Consider the following 23,453-nt stretch of genomic DNA (forward strand, 5'->3'; position numbering starts at 1 on the left):
GGCTCAGGCCGGCTTGCGCTCGACGATGTAAATGTGGTCGGCCGCCAGCACCACTTCGCCGCGCTGATTGATCACTTCGCAGCGCTCGATCACCCGGCCTGAATCCGGGCGCTTGGGGTCGTCCTGCTTGGCCGCGATCGTGGTGCGCGTGCGGATCGTGTCGCCGATGAACACCGGCTTGATGAAACGCAGCCGGTCGTAGCCATAGGAAAAGGCGACGGGGTTGACGACACCAGCCGTCAGCCCGATACCGACCGAAAACACCAGCGTGCCATGCGCGATGCGCTGGCCGAACGGCGTCGTCTTCATGTACTCGGCATCCATGTGATGCGGGAAGAAATCGCCGGTGTGGCCGGCGTGGACGACGAAGTCAGTCTCGGTGATGGTGCGGCCGGTGCTGAGGCGCGTAGAGCCGATCTCGTAGTCCTCGAAATAAGTGATCTGTTCCATATCCTGCTTTACGGCCTTTCCGCGATTGGCGTCGCTGGCGCCGCGCTTGATCTATAGGCGGCTTCCACCAGCGCCATGGTGTTCCAGGCGTCTTCGACCGAACTGACCAACGTGTCATCTTCACCAGATGCAAAGCGCTGCACATTGGCCATACGCCCGACGAAGGCGTCGGGAAACCACTCGCCGGCCAGTGGCACCGCGACCCAGTCCGTGCCGCCCTTCGCATAGATCTCGAGAGTGTCCGGCTCGCCGGCGGGATAATCGAGGTTAAGGCCGAGCTTCAGATAGGCTGCACCTTCGGTGCCGCAGATGCGGAACTCGCAGGCCTGGTGCCGCCGGCCGAATTTGTGATCGTGGTTGATCGACAGCGCGCAGCGCACCGTGTCGCCATAGTCGAGAATGGCGCTGGTCCGCGTCTGCGCCACCTTATGATTGGGATGGCCGAGTGTCTTGGCGTGCACTCCCTTGGGGTCGCCGAGCAATTGCCGGATCAGGTCGAGATAGTGGATCGAATGCATGGCGATCTCGACGCGCGGCGCCTTGAGCAGGAATTCCCACAGCTGCCAGGGTGTCGCCAGCGCCAGCCAGGCGTCGAAGTCGACGACCCCGCCGAGCCAGCCCTTGGCGATGGCATCCTTGAGCGCCAGCATCATCGGCGCGAAGCGCAGCTGGAAATTGACCGCCGCCTTCAGTTCCTTGGCGCGGCAGATTTCGAGGATTTCGGTTGCCTCGCCGAGATAGTTGCCCATCGGCTTCTGGATCAGCGCCACCGCCCTGTCGGGCAGAGCCTTCAGGATCTCGGCGTGCCGTCCCGGCGGCGTCGCCAGGTCAAAGATCGCGTCCGTGACGGCTGCGGCTTCGTCCACCGAGCGGAACGCCGTCACCCCCCATGTCTCGGCCAGGGTTTGCGCCTTGGCCTGGTCTGGATCGTAAAGTCCGGCGACCGGGAATCCGGCCTTTCTGTAGGCTGGAAAATGCGCGTCACCGACGATCGACCCCGCGCCGAAGGTGACGATCGGCCGGGGCTTTGAGGGTTTGGGCCAGGACTGGATGAGTGAGGCAGGGTCGAAACCGCCTTCAGTCATGATGGAAGACCTTGTCCATGGAGGCCCACCACTCTCCGTCCTTGCGGGTCGCCAACGGCTCCTGGCAGGGCATGCAGACCGCCCACCATTCCTGCGTCTTCGGGTCGGCGGCCATCTTGGCCATGTCGGCCGCGTAGTCGGTGCCGTGGTATTCGAAATAGGAAAACAGCAGGTTCTCCGGCTGCTTGAGGTAGATGGAGTAATTCTTGATGTTGCAGGCCGAGATCATGGTCAGCACGTCAGGCCAGACGGCGGCATGCAGGCGGACATATTCCTCGACCTTTTCGGGCTTCAGCCCGAGCACCATTCCCATCCGCTGCATGTTCGTTCCCTTATTTCGTGATCGTCGTGGTGAATTCGGCGATGCTCATGGCCTTTACCGCGTCCCAGTCCCAGTCGATGCCGATACCCGGCTCGTCTGGCGCAAGCGCCTGCCCATCCTCGATGCGCATGCGGTTGCCGGTCAACTGGTCGAGTTGCGGAATGTACTCGACATATCGGCCGTTCTGAACAGCACAGGTCAGGCTGACATGCAGTTCCATCAGGAAATGCGGGCAGACCGGTATGTCGAACGCTTCCGCCGCATGCGCGATCTTGAGCCAGGGCGTGATGCCGCCGATGCGGCCGACATCGACCTGCACGATAGAACAGGCGCCTTTCTGCATGTATTCGCGGAAATGGCGCATCGAGTAGAGCGACTCGCCGATGGCGATCGGCGTTGGCGTCGAGTTCGACAGCCGCACATGGCCATCGATATCGTCGGCGGGCAGCGGCTCCTCGATCCAGGCAAGGTCAAGCTCGCGCAGCCTCGCCGCGCGCCGGATCGCCTCGTCGACGGAAAACCCCTGATTGGCGTCGGTCATGATCTCGTAGCCGTCGCCGACCGCCTTGCGCACCGCCGACAGGCGGGCAAGATCCTCCGACCCATGCGGCCTGCCGATCTTCACCTTCGAGCCGCGAAATCCCCTGGCCTTGGCGGCCAGCGCATCGTCGACCAGCGCCTGCGTCTCAATGTGCAGCCAGCCGCCTTCGGTCGTATAGAGCGGGCACCGGTCCTTGGCGCCGCCGGCGAGTTTCCACAGCGGCAGGCCCTGCTTCTTCGCCCGCAGATCCCAAAGTGCCGTGTCGATCGCGGCGATGGCGATGGCGGTGATGGCGCCGATCGTGGTCGCATGGGTGGCGAATTCGAGGTCGTGCCAGATCGCCTCGATCATCTCGGGATCGCGGCCGATCAGGCGTGGCGCGAGATGGTCGGACAAGAGCCGCATCACCGACGAGCCGCCGGTGCCGATCGTATAGCTGTAGCCGGTGCCGACCGCGCCGTCGGAATCGGTGACCGTCACAACAGGCGTTTCCTGGCTGACGAAGCTCTGGATCGCGTCCGTGCGCTTGACCTTGGGCACAAGGTCCACCATCCGCAGTTCTATCTTTTCGATTCTAGCCATGTCGGTCAGCTCCGCAATGTCTTTCCGGTGTCGGCGGCAAACAGATGCGCCTGCGACATGTCGAGGCTCATCGCTACTCGTTCGCCCGACTTCAGCGGTCTCGGGTTCAGCATGCGAGACACCCAGTCGCTGCCGTTGAATTCGACGAACACCAGTGTCTCGTTGCCGAGCGGTTCGGTCACCGTGATCGGCAGTTCGATCTGGTGCACGTCGGCGGCGTCGCCGGAGCTGATACCGTGCCCGGTCGGGTAGATATCGTCGGGCCGCAGCCCGAACACGATCTTGTCGCTGGTGGCGACATTGGCTCTGAATTGGCCGGGCAGGGGCAGCTTTTCGCCGCTGGCGAAAACCAGCTGGCCGTCATCGACCGTCGCCTCATGCAGGTTCATCGGCGGCGATCCGATGAAGCCGGCGACGAACCGGGTCGCCGGCCGGCGGAACACCTCGTCGGGCGTGCCGACCTGTTCGATATGGCCGTCGCGCATGATGACGATGCGGTCGGCGAGCGTCATTGCCTCGACCTGGTCGTGGGTGACGTAGATGACCGTCGACCGCACCTTGGCATGCAGCTTCTTGATCTCGGTGCGCATTTGCGTTCTGAGCTTGGCATCCAGATTGGAAAGCGGTTCGTCGAACAGGAACACGTCTGGATCGCGCACGATAGCGCGGCCCATGGCGACACGCTGGCGCTGGCCACCGGACAATTGCGACGGGCGGCGGTCGAGCAGCGTGTCGAGGCCGAGGATGGCAGAGGCCTCGGCGACGCGGCGATCCATCTCGTCCTTGGCGGCTCCCGCGATCTTGAGCGAGAAGCCGAGGTTCTCGCGCACCGTCATGTGCGGATAAAGCGCGTAGGACTGGAACACCATCGAGATGTTGCGCGAGCGCGGCGGCAAATCGTTGACGACGCGTCCGCCGATCTCGATAGAGCCGGCGCTGATCTCTTCCAGACCGGCGATCATGCGCAGCGTCGTCGACTTGCCGCAGCCGGAAGGGCCGACAAGCGCAATGAATTCGCGGTCGGTGATGTCGAGATCGATACCGTGCACAATCTCGATATTGCCGTAGCGCTTGGTCAGCTTTTTGAGGGAAACCGTTGCCATTCTGTCAGCCTTTCACCGCGCCGGACGTCAGGCCGCCGACAAGGTGTTTCTGGACGATGTAGGTGAGGGTGAGCGCCGGGATGATCATCACCACGGCGAGCGCGCACATACCGCGCCAATCGATGGTGAACTCGGCCGTGTAGTCGAGCAGGCCGACCGGCAGCGTCTTGGCGCTGACCGAGCGGGTCAGCTGCGAGGCCAGCGCGAATTCGTTCCAGCAGGTCAGGAAGGCGAAGATGGCCGCCGATGCGATGCCCGGCCCGGCCAGCGGGAATTCGACCTGCCAGAACGCCTGCCAGCGTGTGCAGCCGTCGATCTGCGCTGCCTCTGCGAGGTCCTTCGGTACCTGGCGGAAGAAGCCGTCGATCAGCCAGATCGTGAACGGCACGTTGAGCGCGACATAAGCGAGGATCAGCCCGAAATGCGTGTCGATGATGCCGAGCCGCACATAGAGGAAGAACAGCGGCAGCGACAGCGCGATCCCGGGCACGGTGCGGGTCAGCATCAGGCCGAGGAAGACGCTCGATTTGCCGCGGAAACGGTAGCGCGCGAAGGCATAGCCGCCGGCCATGCCGATGGCCACCGCGATGACCGTCGAGGTCACCGAGATGATCAGCGAGTTGCGGAAATATTCGATCACCGGAATGCCGCCCTTGCCGATGCCTGAGAACATCGCGATATAGGCGTCGAATGAAATCTCCTTAGGGATCCACACCGGCGGCTTGGCCATGATCTCGACTGTTGGCCTGAGCGACGACAGCACGATCCACAGGCCAGGCAGGCAGATGGTCAGCATCGCTAGGAACAGCCCGATGCGATAGACGATGCCCAGCAGCCGGCGCTTGAGGCGGGCGGAAGAATTCTCGTCCATTCTCACGACGCCGCCCTTCACCACTCGGCCCCGATCTGCGTGCGCGCCGCGGCGAGCTTGTTGAAGAAATAGACGGTGAAGGCGATCGACAGCAGGATCGAGAAATAGGCCATGGCGTTGGCCATACCCATGCGCCCGTCGCTATAGGCGGTGCGCGCCACCAATGTCCAAAGCAGCTCGGTGCGGCCCGCCGGTCCGCCATCGGTCATGATCTTGACGATGTCATAGGCGCGCGCCACGTCGAGCGAGCGGATGGTCATGGCGATATAGGCGAACGGCATGACGAACGGCCACGTCACATAGCGGAAGGTCTGCCACGGCGTGCAGCCGTCGACACGCGCCGCCTCGATCGGTTCCTTGGGCATGGCGAGCAGGCCGGCGAGGATCAGGATGGCGAAGATCGCCGTCGACGACCAGATCTCGGCGATCGAAATGGCGATGAAGGCGAGGTGCCCCTCGATCAGCCACGGTATGGCATCGCTGGTGACGCCGAGCGACTGCAGCGCATTGTTCACCAGGCCGATATTGTCGTTGAACATGAACTTGAACTGGAAGCCGACGAGGATCGGCGAGAACATCATCGGAAACATCATCAGTGTGCGCAGGATGCGTTGTCCGCGCGTCGCCTTCTCGACCAGCATGGCCAAGCCAAGCCCAAGCAGCATTTCGAGATTGAGCGCGATGGTCAGCAGCAGCACGGTGCGCCCGAAGGCCCACCAGAAATCCGCGCTGGACAGAATCGAAAGATAGTTTCGGAAGCCGACGAAAACGAAGAACGTCTCAGGCCGCGTCAGTCGGAAGGGCGTGAAGCTGGAATAGAGCGACAAAATCAGCGGCACCACGACGACCGCCGCCAGCACGATGATGGCTGGAAGCAGCAGCAGGAACGGCGCGGACGGCTTGAAGCCCTTCATCAGGATTCCGTGACATGTTGTTTTGATTGTCGGCGTACTCGTCGAACCAGCCGACGGAAGCACCACGCGGCGCACTCAAGACGCGATCGCCTCCCCCAGTGCTGATGGGGGAGGCAGCCTTGGGAGCAATGCTTAGAGTTTACCGGCGTCCTGCAGGATTTGCGTTGCCTTGACGGCGGCCTCGTCCAATGCCTGCTTGGAGGTCTTGTCGCCGAGGATCGCCGCCTGCAGTTCGGGATAGACGGCGTTCGAGATTTCGATCCACTCGGGCGTCTGCGGCACGGCGAAGGCGTGCTTGGCTTCTTCCTGGAAGGCGGAGAGAACCTCCTTTTTGTAGGGATCGTTGGCGGCCTGCTGCAGGTCCCAGTCCCAGACCGCGGTGCGGGTGGGCAGCGGGCCTGCCGCGGCCTCGAGCTTCTGGCTGTCCTCATTGGTCAGCCACCATACGAGCGATGCGGCGGCCTCCTTGTTCGGGCAGTTCTCGGTCACCGAGAAGCCATGGAAACCCGACCAGCCGGTGCGCTTGCCGGAAGAACCCTTCGGGGCAACTTTCACGCCGACATTGCCGGCGACCTTGGACGACTTCGGGTCGTTGAAGAAGCCGGCCCAGCCCGGCCAGTCCAGGTTGATGGCGACGGTGCCGGAGGCAAAGCCCTGGCCGAGATCGTCCCAGAGATAGTTGGTGGTTCCGGCCGGCACGGCCTTGGCCTTGTAGAGGTTGACGAACCAGTCGAGCGCCCGGACGCCGGCCTCGGAGTTGAAGACCGGCATGCCGTCCTTGTCGAGATATTCGCCGCCCTCGGCGACCACCATTTCATAGAAGCGGCCGTTGATCGCCTCTTCCTTGCCGGCGAACTGCGTGCCGTAGAAATTGGGAGGGTTGGCGAAGAACTCGGCCTGGTCCGTCACTTCCTTCCAGGTATCCGGCGGCACCAGGTCATAGCCGTATTTCGCCTTGAACTTAGCCTTGTTGTCGGCGTTCTCGTAGAGGCTCTTCTGGTAGTAGAGAGCGGAGACGTCGAACTGCGCGCGCGGCAGCATCTCCAACTTGCCGCCAATGGTCGCCGCCTTGATCGTCGAAGGCACGAAGGCGTCGATCTCCGACTTCGGCAGCAACTTGCTGAGGTCGGTGTAGAGGCCCGTATATTGCGGCGCGAAGGACGAATGGTTCCAGCCGACGCACCAGTTGGTGCTGCCCGAGGCGATGTCGGATTTGAGCTCCTTGTCAATGTCGAAGCCGTTCTTCTTGGTCAGGATGTTGACCTTGGCGCCGGTGGCCTTCTCCCATTCGGGAATGCGCTCATAGAGCTTTTCATATTGCTGGCCGCCGATCAGCTTTACGTCGACGGTCACGCCTTCGAACTTGCCGGGCAGGTCGCCGGCAAGCGCAGTGCCTGCACCTGACGCAAGCACCAATGCACCGGCGCACACGCCGGAAAGCAGTCTGTTCATTTGGTTCCTCCCTGGGTGCGCCTTGGTGGCGACCGCAACTTGTTCGCGTGACAACAAGTGCTACATTCATATACAAACAAAACATTCATACATACGTCAAGGCGAATTTTGTTTCCGACACCCACGCGCCTGCGTATATGAAGAATCGAATTCACTGGAGGGATGCCCATGGACGACAGCGAAGACGAGCGCTACCGCGCGCCGGCGCTCGACAAGGGACTCGACATTCTGGAACTGTTGGCTGGTGTCGACGGCGGCCTCACCCAGGCCGAAATCGCCAAGAAACTCGACCGCAGCCCCAATGAGTTCTACCGCATGCTCGACCGGCTGGTGCGGCGCGGCTATGTCACAAGGCTTGACGGGGATCGCTATTCCCTGACCCTGAAACTGTTCGGCCTGGCGCAGTTGCACGCGCCGGTGCGGCGGCTGGTCTCCTACGCCACACCGCTGATGCGCGAGCTGGCCGAGACCTCGCAGCAGGCCAACCAACTCGTTGTTTTTGATCGAGGTTCCGCTGTCGTTATCGCTCAGCAGGAGGCGCCGAACTACTGGGGCATCTCGATCCGGGTCGGCTCTCATATCAGCCTTTTCGACACGGGTTCCGGCCACGTGCTGCTTGCCTTCCGCTCACCTGAGGAGCGGCAGATGATGATTTCCGAGCATGTCCGCAGCACCGACAAGACCTTGCAATCGGCCGAATTCTACGCCCGCCTCAACCAGATCCACGATCGCGGCTATGAGATGATGGCCTCGATGCAAACCGCCGGGGTCTATAATCTCTCAGCACCGGTGCGCGGTTCCGACGGCAAGGCGATTGCGGCACTGTCGATTCCCTACATCAGCGTGATCAACACGCCTTCGGCACCGGATATGACCAGGACCATCGAGCTTTTGCTGGCCACGACCGGGAAGCTGTCGCACTTGGCTGGATCGGCTGTCGGCGCGGCGGCATGAATTCTTATTTGAATGAAGAATTCCTCCGTGAGATGATTTGAAAATGCTGGAGGGAGGAGCCTCACCATGATCATCGACACCCATCTGCATCTCATCGATCGCTCGGCCTTGCGCTATCCCTGGCTTGCCGGTGTGCCGGCGCTTAACCGTGATTTCTCCTATGACGAGTACGCCGCGGAGGCGCGGCGGGTCGGTGTCGAACGCGTGCTGCATATGGAGGTCGATGTCGATGCGGCCGACATCGAGGCGGAGACGACCAGGGTCGAAGGGCTGTCGCGGCAGCCGGGCAGCATGCTGGCCGGGGCGATTGCGTCCTGCCGGCCGGAAGAGCCTGGCTTTGCCGCCTATCTCGAGCGGCAGCGGACAAATCACTTCGTCAAGGGCTTCCGTCGCGTCCTCCACGTCGTGCCCGATGACTTGTCGGAAGCTGCGCTGTTTCGCGATAACATCAAGCGGCTTGGCGGCACTGGCCTGACCTTCGATCTGGTCGTGCTGCCACATCAAATTCCCAAGGCCATTGCCCTTGCCAACCTGGCGCCCGACGTTCAGTTCGTGCTCGATCATTGCGGCGTCCCCGACATCAAGGGCGGGGGCGAGCACCCCTGGCGCGAGCACATGGGCGAGATCGCGCGCCGGCCGAATGTCATGGCCAAGATTTCTGGCGTGGTCGCTTACGCGGATCCCGGCAGTTGGACCGTCGACACCCTGCGGCCCTATGTCGAACACACGGTTCGTTCGTTTGGCTGGGACCGCGTCGTCTGGGGCAGCGATTGGCCGGTCTGCACGCTTGGTGGCGGCCTCTCGACCTGGGTGGCCGCCACCCATGCGCTGCTTTCCGGCTGCGGCGTCTCGGAACGCGACAGGCTGCTATCGGCAAATGCCCGCAAGCTGTGGCGGTTGGAATAGTCGCCTTCAGATGGTCGTCGAGACGTGCCGCTCGCGGCCGTAGAGCGAGACCAGCAGCACGATGATGAGGCCGAGCGCGGCCTGCACAGCCGAGGGCTGGAAGCCGAGCCCGATCAGCAGCGTGTTGATTTCAGTCAGCACCAGCACCCCGGCGATCGTGCCGAGATAGCTGCCGCGCCCGCCGACCAGCGCGGCGCCGCCGACGACGACGGCCGCGATGGTCTGGAACAGATAGGGTTGGCCGACATCGCCATAGGCCGAGCCGGTGAAGCCGAGCAGCAGCACGCCCGCGACAGCTGCGAAGAAGGCGCTTGCCGCATAGGTGACCACCCACATGCGAACGGGATCGATCAATGCCAGCGGCGCGGCGCCCGGATTGCTGCCCAGTGCGTAGAGCCGTCGTCCATAAGGCGTCCGCTCCAGCACCAGCACGACGAACGCCGCCACCACGACGAGACTGGGCACCAGCCACGGAACGGGCAGGGGGCCGGCCGATCCGCCGATCGATACGAAGCTGGAAACCACCGGTGGCGCGGAGCCTGACGGGAAGCCGGCGGTCCACAACAGCACCAGCCCCTGCACGATCATGCCGATGCCGAGGGTGACGATAAGCGGCTGGATGTCCAAACTGCGCGAGATCAGGCCGTTCAGTCCGCCGATGACCAGCGCCAGCACGCCGACGAGGCCGCAGACGAGAAAGAAGTTCCAGCCGTCGCCATAGAGCTGTGCCGCCACGACATTGGCGAAGCCGATGACGAAGGGGATCGAAAGATCGATGCCACCCATGATGACGACCAGCGTCTGTCCGATCGAGGCGACAGCCAGCAGCGACGCCAGCACCAGCATGGCGCGTACCGCGAACGGGGCCGAATAGCCCGGGATAAGAATCGTGCCGGCAAGGTGCAGAAGCGCCGCGACACCGAAGGCGCCGATGACGCGGGCATTGGTTGTCGCGAACAGGTTCCGGCTGGCCATGTCAGCGCCCCCTCGTGGCAAGACGTTCCTGCAGCGCGGTCAGCATCACCGCCAGCACCAGGATGGCGCCATAGGCGATCTGCAGCACGAAGGTGGAGACGTTGAAGGTCGTCAACACGCTCTGCAACAGGAAGATGTCGACGGCGCCGACAGCGGCGCCTGCCACGCCGCCACGTCCGCCGGCGAGGCTGACGCCGCCCAGCGCGACGGCGGCGATGGCGATCAGCGTGTAGGTCGGCCCGATATTGGGATCGGCGGAGCCGATCAGCGCGGTCAGCATCAGCCCGGCGCAGCCGGCTAGGATGCCCGCCATGACATAGGCGATGAAGCGTACGCGCGTGACATCGACGCCGGCGGTGTAGGCCGCGCGGTCGTCGCTGCCGACCGCCATAAGCTGATCGTAATAGGGCGTGCGCCGCACCAGCCACCAGGCGATGAACATCAATAGAAGCGGCAGCAGCGACAGCGGCCCGGCCAGCGCCTTGAGCCATGCCGGCGCCGGGCCGATTGGCGCCGGCAGGATCGTCAGCGTAATGCCGGTGAGGATCAGATAGGTGCCGAGCGTGGCCACGATCGGCTGGATGCGCACCACCGTCGCCAGGAAACCGTTCGCCGCGCCGACCAGCGCGCCGATGAGCAGGGCCGCCGGCACAAGCAACAGGGGCGACGAGATGCCTGCCTTGAGGAAAAGCACCTGGATCACGACAGCATTGACGAAACCCATCAGCGGCCCGACCGAAATGTCGATGCCGCCACGGCCGGCGAGGATCACCGGCGTCGAGGCGATTGCCGCGCCGATCAAGGGAGCGGCCAGTCCGACCAGTGCGCCCCAGGACCCCGGCTGGAAGCGCGCCGGGCTAAGGATGAGATTGACCGCAAGCAGGATGGCCAGCAGCACGACAGCGAAGCCGACGCTTCGCGAAAGAGACGAAAGGCGCGGATTCATGCCGCGCGTCCGAACATGGCTGCTATCACGTTATCGGTATTCATGGCTTCACCCGAGATTTCCGCGGCAACCTCGTTTTCCCTGAACACCAGCACGCGACCACAAAGCAGAAGAATCTCCTCGATTTCGCTGGACAGGATGATCAGCCCCATGCCGTCGGCGGCGAGACCGCGAAAGACATCATAGAGAACATGCCGGGTCGCCACGTCGACGCCGCGCGTGGGATCGTTGAGAAGCAGGATCGATGGCTGCAGCGCCAACGCCCGTGCCAGCAGCACTTTCTGCTGGTTGCCGCCCGACAACGTGTTGATCGGCGCATCGGGTCGGGGTGCCGAAATGGACAGCCTTTCGCGGTAGATCTCATAGCGCGCCTTGCGCGCCGCCGGGCTGATCAGGCCGAGGCGTGTATCGCGCGAAAGCGTCGCGACGGCGAAATTGTCGAGCACCGACTGTGTCGGAAAGATGCCGTTTGCGCGCCGGTCGCGTGGCAGATAGGCGATGCCGCTGGCAACGGCTCTGCGGAACCCGATGATCTTGTGCGACGCGCCGGGCAGGGCCAACTCGATCGAGCCGCCGAGCGGCGGCGTCAGGCCCGCAAGCATCTTGAGGAACACTTCCTGGCCGTGACCATCGAGGCCGGCAAGCCCGACGATCTCGCCGGGAGCGATCAATTGCGTGATCGGGTTGGCTTCAGCCGCGATGACGAGGTCGCGGATGGCGAGCCCGCGAAAATCTGAGGCGGCGCGATCAGCCATGCGCCAGCTCCGCCGCCGTGCGCGGTGCCATTGCCTTCAACAGTTCAGCGGGCGTCGAAGCGCCCCGCTCTTCGGTGCGCACCACGCTGCCGCCGCGAAGGATCGAGATACGATCCGAAAGCGACATCACCTCGTCCATGCGGTGCGTAATGAACAGGATGAGGCAGCCTTCGCCGGCAAGGGTCCTCATCAGCAAAAAGACGGATTCACGGTCGGCGAAGTCGAGCGCGGCGGTGACTTCGTCGAGGATCAGTACCTTTGGATTGCGCACGACCGCACGGGCGAGAACGACGAGTTGCTGTGCGGCGAGCGGCAACAGGCCGGCTGGCTTGTCGAGAGGCATGTCGGTAACCGCGAAGCGCTTGAGCGCGGCGGCCGCCCGGTCGCGGCGTTCGTTGCGCGGCACGACGCGCCGGAGCAGCCCATCGAGGCCGAGCAGGATGTTGTCGGTCACGCTGCGGTCCGGTGCGATCAGTACTTCCTGAAACACCGTGGCGAAGCCTTGCCCCTGGAAGGCCGAAGGGTTGCTGCCCGAAAAAGGCTCGCCCTGCAGCAGGATCGTACCGCTGTCCGGCTGCACGATTCCGGACAAGAGCTTGACCATCGTGCTCTTGCCCGAGCCGTTCTCGCCCAGGATGGTGTGGATGGTCCCTGCCCGGAACGCGATCGAAGCGTCCGCGAGCGCGACCGTCTCGCCATAGCGTTTGGATATGTTCCTGATTTCAAGCATGCCGTGTTTCGAAGCTGGCAAGCCGGCTCCCCTGAAAGGAGCCGGCTCGTTGGGTTTGTCTGTCGCAGGCGTTACTTCGCGCAGGCGTCGGGCACCTTCGAATAATCCCAACCCTTGGTCGGTGCGGGGTTGGAGAAATAGGTGTCGAGCCATTCCTCCGGCATCGGGTCCTTCGGCGGGATCGGAAAGATCGAGACGGCATCCGGCGTCATGCAGTCCTTATACCAGGCGCCGAGATCGGCGTTGTGAACCGGCGGGATCGGGATCAGCAGCGTGTTCAGCTTCGGCTTCTGCCCGTCCAGCATACGCTCGCCAACGCGGAACAGCGTCTCGGCGGTCCAATGCGGCAGCACCGCATGGCCTTCGAAACGATACTTGTCCGGATTGGCTTTCCAGTAGCCCAAAGCATCACCCGTGATCGAACCGGTGATCAGCGGCGCCGGCCGGCCAGCCTCGGCGAAGGCCTCTGCGACGACACGGCTTTCGCTGCCGGTCGTCCACACCGCGTCGATCGGCGCCGGATTGGTGGCGATCGCCTGCAGCACGACCGTCTTGGTGACGTTGGCCGTCCAGTTTCCGTTGACGGTACGCGAGATCTTCAGCTTCGGATTTTCCGCCAGCGCCTTGTCCGCGCCCTGGCGCTCCTGCACCACGATCGGGTGGCCGGCAATGCCTTCGACCAGCAGGATGCTGGCGCCATCCGGCTCGGCCTTGCCGATCGCCGTCATCATGTCATAGCCCCAGCGCGCATAGTTGGAATCGACATTGATCGCGTTCGGGCTGGTTACCGAGCCAGCAGCCGTGATGAACGGGATGCCGGCCTTGGCAGCCGCGTCGATGGCGTCGTCGAGCGCTGTCGCCGAGCCCGGGATCGAGGTGATGATCGAGCATTTCTTGTCGATGAAGGCGCGGATCTGGTTGATCTGCTGGCTGGCATCGTTGTTGGAATCCGACACTTCGAAGCTGGATACGGTGCCGTCGGCAATCAGCCCGTCGACCAGGCGCTTCAACTCCTTGGTCACCGTCACCCGCCACGGATTGCCCTGGTAGGATTCCGAGTGGCACCATTTCCATGGCTTCGGCGGCGGGGTGAAATTGTCCCAGGCCGAACCCAGCACCTTCTGCGGCGCGCCGTCATACTGCGCCTTGAGTTCGATCGGCAGTCCGCCGATGACGCCCTGGATATCCTCGGCAAAGGCAGTCGTTGCAAGTGAGGCGAGAGCGGTTGCGGCCAGCAGGCCGCGGATCGTGTTTTTCATTATTGTCTCCTCCGTTCGGTTTTGGTTCAGGCTCCTCCACCGGCAGCGCCGGACACCTGCACTGGGTTACTTTCCCGGAACAGGCGATTGAGATCGGCGACGACCTGGCCGGCGGGGTGGCCTGAAGTCACGCCGGAATTGACGCGATCGGACGCCGCTTGCTGGAAAGCCATATAGCCGTCATGGCGCGGTCGCACCCAAGCGCCCTCGAGCGTGGCACGCGTATCCCTGTAGAAATTGCCGGCCGCCGCATTGACGGCCTGGTCTTCCCAGGCAGCGGCATGGCCCGGCTGACCGCCAGCGGCAGCATAGGGACCGCGTTGGACGTCGCCGCTGGAGATCCAGTAGGCGAAATCGATCGCGGCCTCCTTCGCCTTTGAGAAGGCCGATACAGCGATCCCGGTGCCACCGAGCGCCGAGCCGACCGGACCAGCGTTCCCGATGACCGGGATGTCGGCAAAGGCCAGCCGATTTGGGCGAAACCCGGCCATCGCATAGGAGACGTAACCATAGATGAGCGGCGCGCAGACGATCCGGGAGCCGGCCTCCGCCATGCGTTCGGAGACGGCAATCGGATCCATCTCGAAGCAGGCAGGATCGAGCAGCGCGGCCATCTCGCGCATCCTCTCGAAGACTTCGCTGCCCGTCTCGACATCGATCAGGTCGCGCGACGGATCGGTCGCGCAGGGATGCCCGAGATTACCGGCCAGCGTGTAGAAGGTCATCAGGCAATGCGGCGGCCGCAGCGGCAGCAGCACACGGCCTTGCCGGGTGAGATCGAGCACTTCGCTCCATGTCGCTGGCGGCGCATCGAGCGCATCCGGCCGCCAGGCCTGGACCTGCGTCGCCGCATCGATGGGAAAGGCCCATTGCCGGTCTTGCCAGGCGTAGCTTGGATAGGACTGGCCGACACTGCCTGCGGCAAGTACTGCGCGCTCGGCCTCGCGGCCCGCGATGTCGAGGGGTTCGAGACAGCACTCCGCCGTGATCTGGCCGACATGCGGATGGTCGATGACAATCAGGTCGTAGGCGCGCGCCAGCTCCTCGACGGGGAAGGATTCGAAATCCTGCAGCGAGCGCTTGTCCCATTCGATCGCAACGCCGGTTCGCTCCCGCCACAGCGCCGAGCACGCGACCATCGGATCGTGGCCGCGCGGATGGCTCCAGGTCATGCCCTTGAGCGAGGGTGCGCTCACAGGCCGAACTCCTCGCGGATTGCCACGCTATGCTCGCCGATGCGTGGCGCCGCGCGGTCGACCTTGGCCCTGATACCGTCGACCCTGAGCGGCGAACGGGTGGTGAGGACGGAAACATCGTCCTCGCGCGTCACCGTCTGCAGCATGTCGAGAGATTGAAAACCCTCGCTCGCCAGCATTTCCGGCCAGGTCAGCACCTTGGCGCACCAGATGTCGGCCGGCTCCAGAATGGCAAGCCATTCGTCGATTGTTTTGGTGGCGATCCTCTGCGCGATGATCGCCTTGATGTCGTCGCGGGCCGTAAACCAGGATGCCGGCTTGTCGCGATATGGCGCCAGTTCGTTCAGCGACAGCAGATCGGCCAATTTGGGGATCGGTGTCATGGCGATGGCGAGATAACCATCCTTGGCCGGATAGACGCCGTATGGCGCCGAGAGATAGGCGTGCGCGCTGCGGAAGCTCGAGCGCCTAGGCAAGCGGCGGCCGTCATTGAGATGCGTGGTCAGCACCTCGAACTGGAAGTCGACCAATGCCTCCAGAAGGCTGGTCTCGATATGGCTGCCCTGGCCGGTGATGCCGCGCCGCACCAGTGCGGCCAGGATGCCTTGCGCGCAGGCCGCGCCCGCCAGCATGTCGCCGATGGCGAGCCCGAACGGCACCGGCCCCTGGTCCTCGTCGCCGTTCAGCCACATGACGCCGGAGCGCGACTGCGCCAGCAGGTCCTGGCCGGGGCGTTTCACCCATGGGCCTTCCTCGCCATAGCCGCTGATCGAGGCATAGACGAGCCGCGGGTTGATCTTGCGCACGGCCTCGTAGTCGAGGCCGAGGCGCTCGATGACCCCAGGCCGGAAATTCTGGATCAGCACATCCGCCTTGGCCAGCAATCCGCGCAACGCCTCGAGGTCAGCTTCGTTCTTCAGATCGATGGCGAGGCTTTCCTTGGCCCGGTTGATGGCATGGAAGATGGTGGAATCGCCGCCGATCTCGGTGTCGCTGAGATAGAGCCGGCGCGACAGGTCGCCGCCGTCAGGACGCTCGATCTTGATGACGCGGGCACCGAGATCGAGCAGCCTGAGCGAGCAGTAAGGCCCGGACAGGAACTGGCTCATATCGACGACGACGAGGCCGGCAAGCGGCAATTCGGCTGCCATCTCTATCTCTCCGTCCTGCCGGCGAAATCGGCCGGGTTGCGGTACTTCACCGTTTGCAGATGCTCGCAGTAGAGAACGAGTTCGCCTTCGCCCTTGAACACTTCGTAGCTGGCGCGGATCAGCCCCATCTCCTTGTAGCGGGGCTTCTTGTCGAGATTGGAGCGGATCGAATAGATCGTGTCGCCGATGAAGACAGGCTTGATGAACCGCAGCTTGTCGTAGCCATAGGAAAAAGCATTGACGCAGTTGGTTGCGACCAGCCCCAGCCCCGCCGAAAAGACGAAGGCGCCGGCGATCAGCCGCTTGCCGAATACGCCTTCGCTTTCGGCAAACATCTGGTCCTGCACATAGGGGTGGATGTCGAGAACCAGCGTATTGAAAAGATGGCTGTCGCCTTCCGCCATCGTGCGCCGCAACGAGCGGATTTTCTGGCCGACCGGCCAGTCCTCATAGAACCAGTTTTCCGCGTTCCACACCGGCAAGGCGGCGTGCTCTTCAGGCATGTTTTTGGGGTATGTCGAAGCGACGCCGACAGTGGGGGCGAAATCATTCATGGTGATGGCTCCGGCGCTCTCGCAGGAGGCTTCGAGCAATCGTTTGAACACGCCTCAAAGCGTTCGAATGCACGACATCTCCTCCCGGCAATCTTCTTTTGTAAATAGTATTTTCACATATGGGATTGCGTTGCAAGCGAGGACAGGCGAAATTTTGGGCGCTGGCGCGCTGAAGCGCCGGCGGGCAGGGGAGGAAAATCATGAGCAACGCGCGGCTGGTCTTTGTCGGTAGCCTGAACCGCGAGGCGCCCTATTTTCAGGGCGCGCGGGGCGTCGGCCTCGGCGTTTACAGCTTCGACGAGCAAACGCTGGAAATCCGGAAACTGGCCGAGACCAACGACGTCGACAACCCGACATTCCTGTCGGTCACCCCGGACGGTTCGCGCATCTACGTCAATTCGGAAGTGTTCACCTGGCGCGAGGGAACTGTCTCCGCTTACGGCTTCGATCGCGCCTCGAATGCGCTGAACTACCTCAACAAGCAGCCCTCCCTCGGCAGCATCACCGCCCACAACACCATCACCCGTGACGGCACGAAACTGCTTGTCGCGAATTACGGCATAGGCGAGGGCGGTCCGGACCGTGCCGTCGCTGTCTATGGTTTCGAAAGGGATGGCGCGCTGTCCGCGCCGCTCGCCAGCGTGTCGCACAAAGGCACCGGGCCGAATGCTGCACGGCAGGAGCGCTCGCACGCCCACAGCGTCACCGAAACTATTGGCGGGGGGACGGCGATCGTCGCCGACCTCGGCATCGACAGGCTGGTGTCCTATCGGATCGGGCCAGATGGAAGCCTGACGAAGTCAGCCGAATCCGCTTTGCCGCCGGGCGCCGGCCCGCGCCACATTGCCCTGCACCCAAACGGGCGCTTCGTCTTTGTCATGAACGAGCTGGATTCGACCGTGGTGTCGATGGCGTTGGACCAAGCCAGCGGCAGGCTTTCGGTGATCGACGCCAAGCCTGCAGTCCCGGCCGAGGTTCGCGACAGCAACCACTGCGCCGATATCCAGATCTCGCCGGATGGCCGTTTCGTCTACGGCTCCAATCGTGGCCATGACAGCGTCGTGATCATGGCCGTCGACCAGAACACCGGCGCGTTGAGCCTCGTCGGCTATATCCCTTGCGGCGGTACGACGCCGCGCAACCTCGCACTGACGCCGTCAGGCGGCCACCTGTTTTCCGCCAACCAGAACGCGGACCGTATCTCGATCTTCGCCCGCGATGCCGACAGCGGCCTGCTGACCGACACCGGGCGGGCCATCGAGATCGGCACGCCGATGTGCGTCAAAATCGTCGCTTGAGCACCGGCAAAGCCGCCAATTTTCGTAGTCAAAGCAGCAGCCGAAGGTGATCCGGATCAAGCCTGCTGGATTGCCGAGAGCTTCCAGCTTGAGCCGTTCTGACGCGTGAACGTCCACAGTTCGGTCGTATCTGTCGGATGGCCTTCGTCGCCCTCGACCACCTTGCCGCTGGCTCGATCGCGCATCACATCGCGCGACTCATAGCGTAGCGCGGCCGTGGCATAGTCGCGGTCGTCCTCGCGCCAGCTTTCGGCGATGTCGGCCTGCAGCAGGGTGACGTCGGACACGTCGTTCCTGAGGCCCTTCTGGGCATTTTCGGCCAATTCCTCCGACAGATAGGACACCATTTCGGGGGTCACCAATCGGCGCAACGCGGCATGGTCTTCACGCCCAAAGGCTTCCTGCACATCGGTCAACAGCTGCTGGAAGGCGTCGAGATCCGTCTGGGCCAGCGTGATCTCCTCGGAACCGGTGGCCGGGGAGCTTTCCCCTGAACCGCCGCCAAAACCGGGAATCGTGAAGGGACGTGCCGTGTCCGCACCATTTGCGCGGTTTTCAAACCGCGAAGCCTGGCCGTTGCCGGCTCCGGCTCCGGCGAGCGCGGGACCACGCGCGGATTGCGACCGGAAGAACCTGATCGCCAGCATGATCGCACCGCCGATGAGCAGGGCCTGAAGCAGGAAGCCGAACATGCCGGCCAGACCGCCGAAGCCTTGGCCGAGCAGCAGCCCGACCAGGCCGCCAATCAGCAGGCCGCGCATCATGGTTCCGCCGAAGCCGCTAAAGAAGCCGGGCCTCTGCAGGCCGGCCTGCGGCTGCCGGGCAGCGGTGTTCACGCCGGTGTTGGGCGTCATCGAACGCTCGACCGGCGCGGTCGGCGCCGGCGCGGTCCTGGTCGGCGGCGCCGATTGGAACGTACGCGTGCCGCGACTGCCGAAGCTGCCGCCGCGACGGGCCTCGGCATGATCGATCGCGACCATGGAGAATGCGAGGAACAAACCTGCAAAGAGAGCGGCAAATCGGCTTGTGCGGGAATTCATCGGCGTGGACCTTTGTCGATGCGGTTTCGGACGTTTTCGGCAAACGCCGGCCCTGCAGGGGCCGGCCTCGCAAGGTCAATCGAACAACTCTTCGAAGAATGACTTCTTGCGCTTCGGATAGCGGTGGCCATGCGAGCGGGAATAATCGTCATCGCGGCCTTGGCTGTATTGCGGCTGGGCGAACGGTGCAGGCCGCGGCTGCGGTGCGGGCGCCGCGTCCTTGCTCGACCGCTCGATGATCTTGTCGAGCTCCCCGCGATCCAGCCAAACGCCGCGGCACTGCGGACAATAGTCGATCTCGATACCTTGGCGTTCGCTCATCACGAGCGCGACGCGGCAGGAGGGGCAAACCATACCAAGCAGGGAAGATGTCATCAGGGGCTCCAAACCTTTTTTAGAATGAGCCCGCTCGACCGAAATAATGGAAAGGGGCCCGTTATAGCGGTCCGACATCACAGCCGCTGAAAGCGGCAGTCAGAGGGGCCCGGCCCGCAACCGGGATTTAGGACTGGAGGGCCGGGCCTTCAAGGGCGTCGCAAGAATGATTTGTCCGCTATCGCGGATATGATCTTTCAAGCGCGGTCATTCGGCAGCCGCGCTGACGCTCGTGACGGCTACGGCTTGAACATCACCGCGATGTTGCCGGACTGTGCCGCTGATCCGCAGTCGAAGACAGTCTCTTTGAGGTGTAGCGTTCCGGTGCCATAAGATGGCTGACGGGATATGCGCATTGCAGGAGAGACAGTTCATGACCAAAGGTTCGGATCTGTTCGTGGCGGCCCTCGAGAACGAAGGGGTCGAGCGGATTTTCGGCATTCCGGGCGAAGAAAACCTCGACATCGTCGAATCGATCCGCCGCTCGTCGATCCAGCTGATCCTGACCCGCCACGAGCAGGCGGCCGCCTTCATGGCCGCCACCTATGGCAGGCTCACCGGCAAGCCGGGCGTGTGCATCACCACGCTTGGTCCGGGCGCGCTCAATCTGACGACCGGCTCCGCCTACGCGCTGCTCGGCGCCATGCCGATGATCATGATCACCGGCCAGAAAGGCATCCTGTCGTCCCGGCAGGCACGCTTCCAGATCGTCGACATCGTCGCGGCGATGAAGCCGCTGACCAAGCTGTCGCGCCAGATCGTCTCGCCGAAGATGATCCCCTCGCTGGTGCGCGAGGCCTTCCGCGTTGCCCAGGAAGAGCGCCCCGGCCCCGTGCATCTGGAACTGCCGGAAGACATCGCGGCGGCCGAGTGCGAGCCGGTGGCTCTGGTGCCGACGCATCCGGTCGACCTGCCTCTGGCCAGCCCGGACGCGCTCGATCGCGCCGCCCGCATGATCATGGAGGCCAAGCGTCCGCTGCTGATGTTCGGCGCGGCGGCGTCACGCCCGCGCGTGACCCCTGATATCGCCCAGTTCGTGCTGCGCACGCAAATTCCCTATTTCACCACGCAGATGGGCAAGGGCACCGTGCCAGGCGGCACTGAACTCTACATGGGAACGGCGGCGCTTTCGGAACGCGATTATGTGCACGAGGCCATCGAACAGGCCGACCTGATCATCACCATCGGCCACGACACGGTCGAGAAACCGCCCTTCATCATGGGCGCGAACGGACCGAAGGTCATCCATGTCGGGTACCAATCGGCCGATGTCGAGCAGGTCTATTTTCCGCAGGCCGAGATCGTCGGCGATCTCGGCCCTTCGCTGGCGCTGCTGGCCGATCGTGTCGAAGGCAAGATCCCCAACGCCCAGGCCCTGCTGCCGCTGCGGGAAGGCATTTTGAGCCGCATCGCCGCGCGCGCCACCGAAGACCGCTTCACGCCGCAGCGCATCGTGCACGACGTGCGCGCGGTGATGCCTGCGGACGGGATCCTCGCCCTCGACAACGGCATGTACAAGATCTGGTTCGCGCGCAACTACCGCACGCGCATGGCCAACACGCTGCTGCTCGACAATGCGCTTGCCACCATGGGCGCGGGCCTGCCGTCGGCGATGATGGCGGCACTGCTCTATCCCAAGCGCCGTGTCATGGCCATCTGCGGCGACGGCGGCTTCATGATGAACAGCCAGGAGTTGGAAACCGCGGTCCGGCTCAAGCTCAACCTCGTCGTCCTGCTGCTGGAAGACCATGCCTACGGCATGATCCGCTGGAAGCAGGCGGTCGATGAGTTCCCGGATTTCGGCATGACCTTCGGCAACCCCGACTTCGTCAGATATGCCGAGGCCTACGGCGCCAAGGGGACGAGGGTCGATGCCATCGCCGACCTTCGGCCCGCGCTGGGGCAGGCATTCGCCGGCGGCGGCGTGCATCTCGTCGTCGTGCCTGTCGACTATTCCGAGAACATCAGGGTGCTCGTCGACGAATTGCGCCAGCGGCTGCCGGCGCCGCGGTCGACCTGACAGTTGCCGATCAAGACGGCTGCGCGGCGTGGACAAAGTCCCGATCGCCGCGCAGCCGGACGTCCTATAGCTTGCAGTAAGGCGTCACCGGGGCGATCGTGCCGAAATCCTTGACGATCTCGTAGCTGATACCGTCCGCCGCCGCCTTGCCGACATAGGAATGGCAGAGCGTGTGATTGTTGCTGGCATCGACGCGGATCTTGCCTTGCGGTGCATCGAACTCGATCGTCGGCAGTGCCTTGAGCACATCGTCGTCCTTCAGCGATCCGGCCTTCTCGGCGGCCAGCGCATAGAGATGCAGGCCGTTATAGCCGGCTTCGCCGATGCCGTTGATCATCTTCTCCTGGCCGAATTTTTCGCGGAAGCTCGAGATGAACTTCTTGTTGACCGGGTTGTCGAGCGCCATCCAGTAGGGCTGCGGCGCATAGGTACCGGCGGCGACGCCGGGCGGCAGCGCATCCTTGTTGAAGACCTCGTCGAGCGGCGCGATCAGCGGCTGCTTGATGTCGAAGCTGCGATATTGCTTGAGCTGGGTGACGGCGTCGTTGCCGACCACCATCGACCAGACGACATCGGGCTTCAGCGACTTGATTTTCTGGAAGGCGGGGCCAAAATCCGTGGTGCCGAACGGATAATAGTCGGCGCCGATGATCTTGCCGCCGGCCTTCTCGTAGGCAGCCGTGATCGCCTCGGTCATCTTCTGCGGCCAGGCATAGTCGGAGGCCATGATGTAGATGGTCTTGCCGAGATTCTCGGCGACCCACGGCATCATCGGGTCGACCTGCTGCATCGGGATCGGACCGGTGGCCACGAAGTAGCGGTTGCATTCGCCGCCTTCGAAATTGGTTGGATAGAAGAAAAGCTTCTTGGCCTTCGAGGTCACGGAAAGCGTTGCACTCCGCTCGGGCGAAATGATCGTGCCCATGATCACGTCGACCTTGTCTTCGTTGAGGAGCTTGCGCGCCTTGTCGATCGAGCCCTTGGTCGTGGTCTGGTTGTCCTCGATGAACAATTCGACCTGGCGGCCGCCAATGCCGTTGGCGGCATTGAGTTCGGCGGCGGCCAGCTTGTAGCAATTGAGCAGCGTCTCGCCGAGGATCGCCTGCAGCCCGGTGATCGGGATCGACAGACCGACCTTGACGGTGTCGGCGGCACGCAGGATCGATGGCGCGCCGATCATGGCGAAGGCGGCGGCGGCGCCTGATTTCAGGACAGTTCTTCTGCTTATCATTGTTGTGTTCCCTTCCAGTCCAGGCGCGCCCCATGCACGCCTTACAAAGCCAAGAGGTCTTTCAGCAGGGTCTCGTCGGCGAACACCTCAGGGGTGCCTTCGTGCACGATCCTGCCCTTCTCCATCACCAGGCAGCGGTCCGCCGCCTTGAGAACGAGATCGAGATTCTGTTCGACGAGGACAATCGCGATGCCGCGCTCGCGGGCGATGCGCGGCACCAGTTCGGCGATCGACTGCACGATGTTCGGCTGGATGCCTTCCGAGGGTTCGTCGAGCAGCAGCACCGACGGTAGGCCGCACAGCGCGCGGCCGATAGCGAGCATCTGCTGCTGGCCACCCGAAAGGGTGCCGGCGACCTGCGCCTCGCGTTCGCGCAGGATCGGAAAATAGCCGAAGATGTCGGCCGGAATGCCGCCGGCGCCGCGATCTCGGGCGGCGCGGGTGCCGACTTCCAGGTTCTGCCGCACGGTCAGCTGGTTGAAGATGCCACGGCCCTGCGGCACATGCGCGATGCCCGCGCGCGCCCGGCGGAAGGCAGCGGCATTCGTGAGATCCTTGTCGCCGAGAACCACCGCTCCGCCGCTTACCTTCAAGCCGCCGGCGATGACGCGCAGCAGCGTCGTCTTGCCGGCACCGTTGCGGCCAAGCAGGCCGACGACTTCGCCCGGCGCGACGCTGAGGTCGATCCCGTTCAGCACCGGAAGCAGGCCGTAGCCGGCCGACACAGCAACTGTCCGCAGCAT

The 23,453-nt window shown here is 63.5% G+C and carries 24 protein-coding genes; 4 read left to right on the forward strand and 20 right to left on the reverse strand.

Translation table 11 applies throughout. From position 1 onward, the window contains the following. Positions 1-3 precede the first annotated feature (3 nt). The 8 genes from FJW03_RS02375 to FJW03_RS02410 form a co-directional block, all read right to left on the reverse strand. The gene (locus tag FJW03_RS02375) at positions 4-450 is read right to left on the reverse strand and encodes a MaoC/PaaZ C-terminal domain-containing protein (protein ID WP_140607435.1); all 447 of its coding nucleotides are present in this window, start codon (positions 448-450) and stop codon (positions 4-6) included. An 8-nt stretch (positions 451-458) separates the two neighbouring features. Beyond that, a complete protein-coding gene (locus FJW03_RS02380) occupies positions 459-1,535 on the reverse strand; it encodes a Gfo/Idh/MocA family protein (RefSeq protein WP_140760439.1) in 1,077 nt (358 codons plus the stop codon). After that, positions 1,528-1,857, reverse strand: a complete 330-nt coding sequence (locus FJW03_RS02385; RefSeq protein WP_140760441.1) for an L-rhamnose mutarotase — start codon at positions 1,855-1,857, stop codon at positions 1,528-1,530. Before FJW03_RS02385 ends, FJW03_RS02380 begins: the two co-directional genes overlap by 8 nt. Before the next feature lie 10 nt (positions 1,858-1,867). Beyond that, positions 1,868-2,980, reverse strand: a complete 1,113-nt coding sequence (locus tag FJW03_RS02390) for a mandelate racemase/muconate lactonizing enzyme family protein (protein WP_140760443.1) — start codon at positions 2,978-2,980, stop codon at positions 1,868-1,870. A gap of 5 nt (positions 2,981-2,985) precedes the next feature. Next, positions 2,986-4,083, reverse strand: coding sequence for an ABC transporter ATP-binding protein (locus tag FJW03_RS02395; RefSeq protein WP_140760446.1), 1,098 nt, complete (start codon positions 4,081-4,083; stop codon positions 2,986-2,988). A gap of 4 nt (positions 4,084-4,087) precedes the next feature. Beyond that, positions 4,088-4,954 carry a carbohydrate ABC transporter permease gene (locus FJW03_RS02400; protein WP_140696420.1) on the reverse strand — a complete coding sequence of 289 codons (867 nt, stop codon included), beginning with the start codon at positions 4,952-4,954 and terminating at the stop codon, positions 4,088-4,090. 17 nt (positions 4,955-4,971) lie between these two features. Continuing rightward, positions 4,972-5,868 carry a carbohydrate ABC transporter permease gene (locus FJW03_RS02405; RefSeq protein WP_140696423.1) on the reverse strand — a complete coding sequence of 299 codons (897 nt, stop codon included), beginning with the start codon at positions 5,866-5,868 and terminating at the stop codon, positions 4,972-4,974. A gap of 132 nt (positions 5,869-6,000) precedes the next feature. Then, positions 6,001-7,320 carry an ABC transporter substrate-binding protein gene (locus FJW03_RS02410; RefSeq protein WP_140760448.1) on the reverse strand — a complete coding sequence of 440 codons (1,320 nt, stop codon included), beginning with the start codon at positions 7,318-7,320 and terminating at the stop codon, positions 6,001-6,003. Positions 7,321-7,488: 168 nt separating this feature from the next. Here FJW03_RS02410 and FJW03_RS02415 point away from each other — a divergent pair, with 168 nt between their 5' ends. After that, positions 7,489-8,274, forward strand: a complete 786-nt coding sequence (locus tag FJW03_RS02415; RefSeq protein WP_140760450.1) for an IclR family transcriptional regulator — start codon at positions 7,489-7,491, stop codon at positions 8,272-8,274. Positions 8,275-8,340: 66 nt separating this feature from the next. Further along, complete coding sequence (locus tag FJW03_RS02420; RefSeq protein ID WP_140760452.1) at positions 8,341-9,180, forward strand: amidohydrolase family protein; 840 nt, start codon at positions 8,341-8,343, stop codon at positions 9,178-9,180. Between the two features lie 6 nt (positions 9,181-9,186). Here FJW03_RS02420 and FJW03_RS02425 read toward each other — a convergent pair whose 3' ends face one another. From FJW03_RS02425 to FJW03_RS02460, 8 genes are all read right to left on the reverse strand, one after another. Then, positions 9,187-10,155, reverse strand: coding sequence for an ABC transporter permease (locus FJW03_RS02425; RefSeq protein WP_140760454.1), 969 nt, complete (start codon positions 10,153-10,155; stop codon positions 9,187-9,189). Position 10,156: 1 nt separating this feature from the next. Continuing rightward, positions 10,157-11,101, reverse strand: a complete 945-nt coding sequence (locus FJW03_RS02430; protein WP_140760456.1) for an ABC transporter permease — start codon at positions 11,099-11,101, stop codon at positions 10,157-10,159. Beyond that, positions 11,098-11,856 carry an ATP-binding cassette domain-containing protein gene (locus tag FJW03_RS02435; protein ID WP_140760458.1) on the reverse strand — a complete coding sequence of 253 codons (759 nt, stop codon included), beginning with the start codon at positions 11,854-11,856 and terminating at the stop codon, positions 11,098-11,100. Before FJW03_RS02435 ends, FJW03_RS02430 begins: the two co-directional genes overlap by 4 nt. Next, positions 11,849-12,586 carry an ATP-binding cassette domain-containing protein gene (locus tag FJW03_RS02440; RefSeq protein ID WP_140760460.1) on the reverse strand — a complete coding sequence of 246 codons (738 nt, stop codon included), beginning with the start codon at positions 12,584-12,586 and terminating at the stop codon, positions 11,849-11,851. The genes FJW03_RS02435 and FJW03_RS02440 overlap by 8 nt, the downstream gene beginning before the upstream one ends. Positions 12,587-12,657: 71 nt before the next feature. Then, positions 12,658-13,845, reverse strand: a complete 1,188-nt coding sequence (locus FJW03_RS02445; RefSeq protein ID WP_140760462.1) for an ABC transporter substrate-binding protein — start codon at positions 13,843-13,845, stop codon at positions 12,658-12,660. 26 nt (positions 13,846-13,871) lie between these two features. Next, the gene (locus tag FJW03_RS02450; RefSeq protein WP_181173133.1) at positions 13,872-15,017 is read right to left on the reverse strand and encodes an extracellular solute-binding protein; all 1,146 of its coding nucleotides are present in this window, start codon (positions 15,015-15,017) and stop codon (positions 13,872-13,874) included. A gap of 20 nt (positions 15,018-15,037) precedes the next feature. Further along, the gene (locus FJW03_RS02455; RefSeq protein ID WP_413466456.1) at positions 15,038-16,192 is read right to left on the reverse strand and encodes a CaiB/BaiF CoA transferase family protein; all 1,155 of its coding nucleotides are present in this window, start codon (positions 16,190-16,192) and stop codon (positions 15,038-15,040) included. A gap of 2 nt (positions 16,193-16,194) precedes the next feature. Then, on the reverse strand, positions 16,195-16,746 hold the full coding sequence (locus tag FJW03_RS02460) for a MaoC family dehydratase (protein ID WP_140760468.1): 552 nt from the start codon (positions 16,744-16,746) through the stop codon (positions 16,195-16,197). Between the two features lie 200 nt (positions 16,747-16,946). Between FJW03_RS02460 and FJW03_RS02465 the strand changes: the two genes are divergently transcribed. Then, the gene (locus FJW03_RS02465) at positions 16,947-18,044 is read left to right on the forward strand and encodes a lactonase family protein (RefSeq protein WP_140760470.1); all 1,098 of its coding nucleotides are present in this window, start codon (positions 16,947-16,949) and stop codon (positions 18,042-18,044) included. Positions 18,045-18,100: 56 nt separating this feature from the next. On the opposite strand, the gene FJW03_RS02470 is transcribed toward FJW03_RS02465, so the two are convergent. Next, complete coding sequence (locus tag FJW03_RS02470) at positions 18,101-19,084, reverse strand: Tim44 domain-containing protein (protein WP_140760473.1); 984 nt, start codon at positions 19,082-19,084, stop codon at positions 18,101-18,103. Between the two features lie 75 nt (positions 19,085-19,159). Continuing rightward, the gene (locus tag FJW03_RS02475) at positions 19,160-19,459 is read right to left on the reverse strand and encodes a zf-TFIIB domain-containing protein (RefSeq protein ID WP_181173135.1); all 300 of its coding nucleotides are present in this window, start codon (positions 19,457-19,459) and stop codon (positions 19,160-19,162) included. A gap of 373 nt (positions 19,460-19,832) precedes the next feature. Between FJW03_RS02475 and FJW03_RS02480 the strand changes: the two genes are divergently transcribed. Then, positions 19,833-21,479, forward strand: coding sequence for an acetolactate synthase large subunit (locus tag FJW03_RS02480; protein WP_140760475.1), 1,647 nt, complete (start codon positions 19,833-19,835; stop codon positions 21,477-21,479). A gap of 64 nt (positions 21,480-21,543) precedes the next feature. On the opposite strand, the gene FJW03_RS02485 is transcribed toward FJW03_RS02480, so the two are convergent. After that, complete coding sequence (locus tag FJW03_RS02485; protein WP_140760477.1) at positions 21,544-22,710, reverse strand: substrate-binding protein; 1,167 nt, start codon at positions 22,708-22,710, stop codon at positions 21,544-21,546. A gap of 41 nt (positions 22,711-22,751) precedes the next feature. Beyond that, positions 22,752-23,453, reverse strand: a complete 702-nt coding sequence (locus FJW03_RS02490) for an ABC transporter ATP-binding protein (RefSeq protein ID WP_140607414.1) — start codon at positions 23,451-23,453, stop codon at positions 22,752-22,754.

The organism is Mesorhizobium sp. B4-1-4 (assembly GCF_006439395.2).
Classification (GTDB): domain Bacteria; phylum Pseudomonadota; class Alphaproteobacteria; order Rhizobiales; family Rhizobiaceae; genus Mesorhizobium.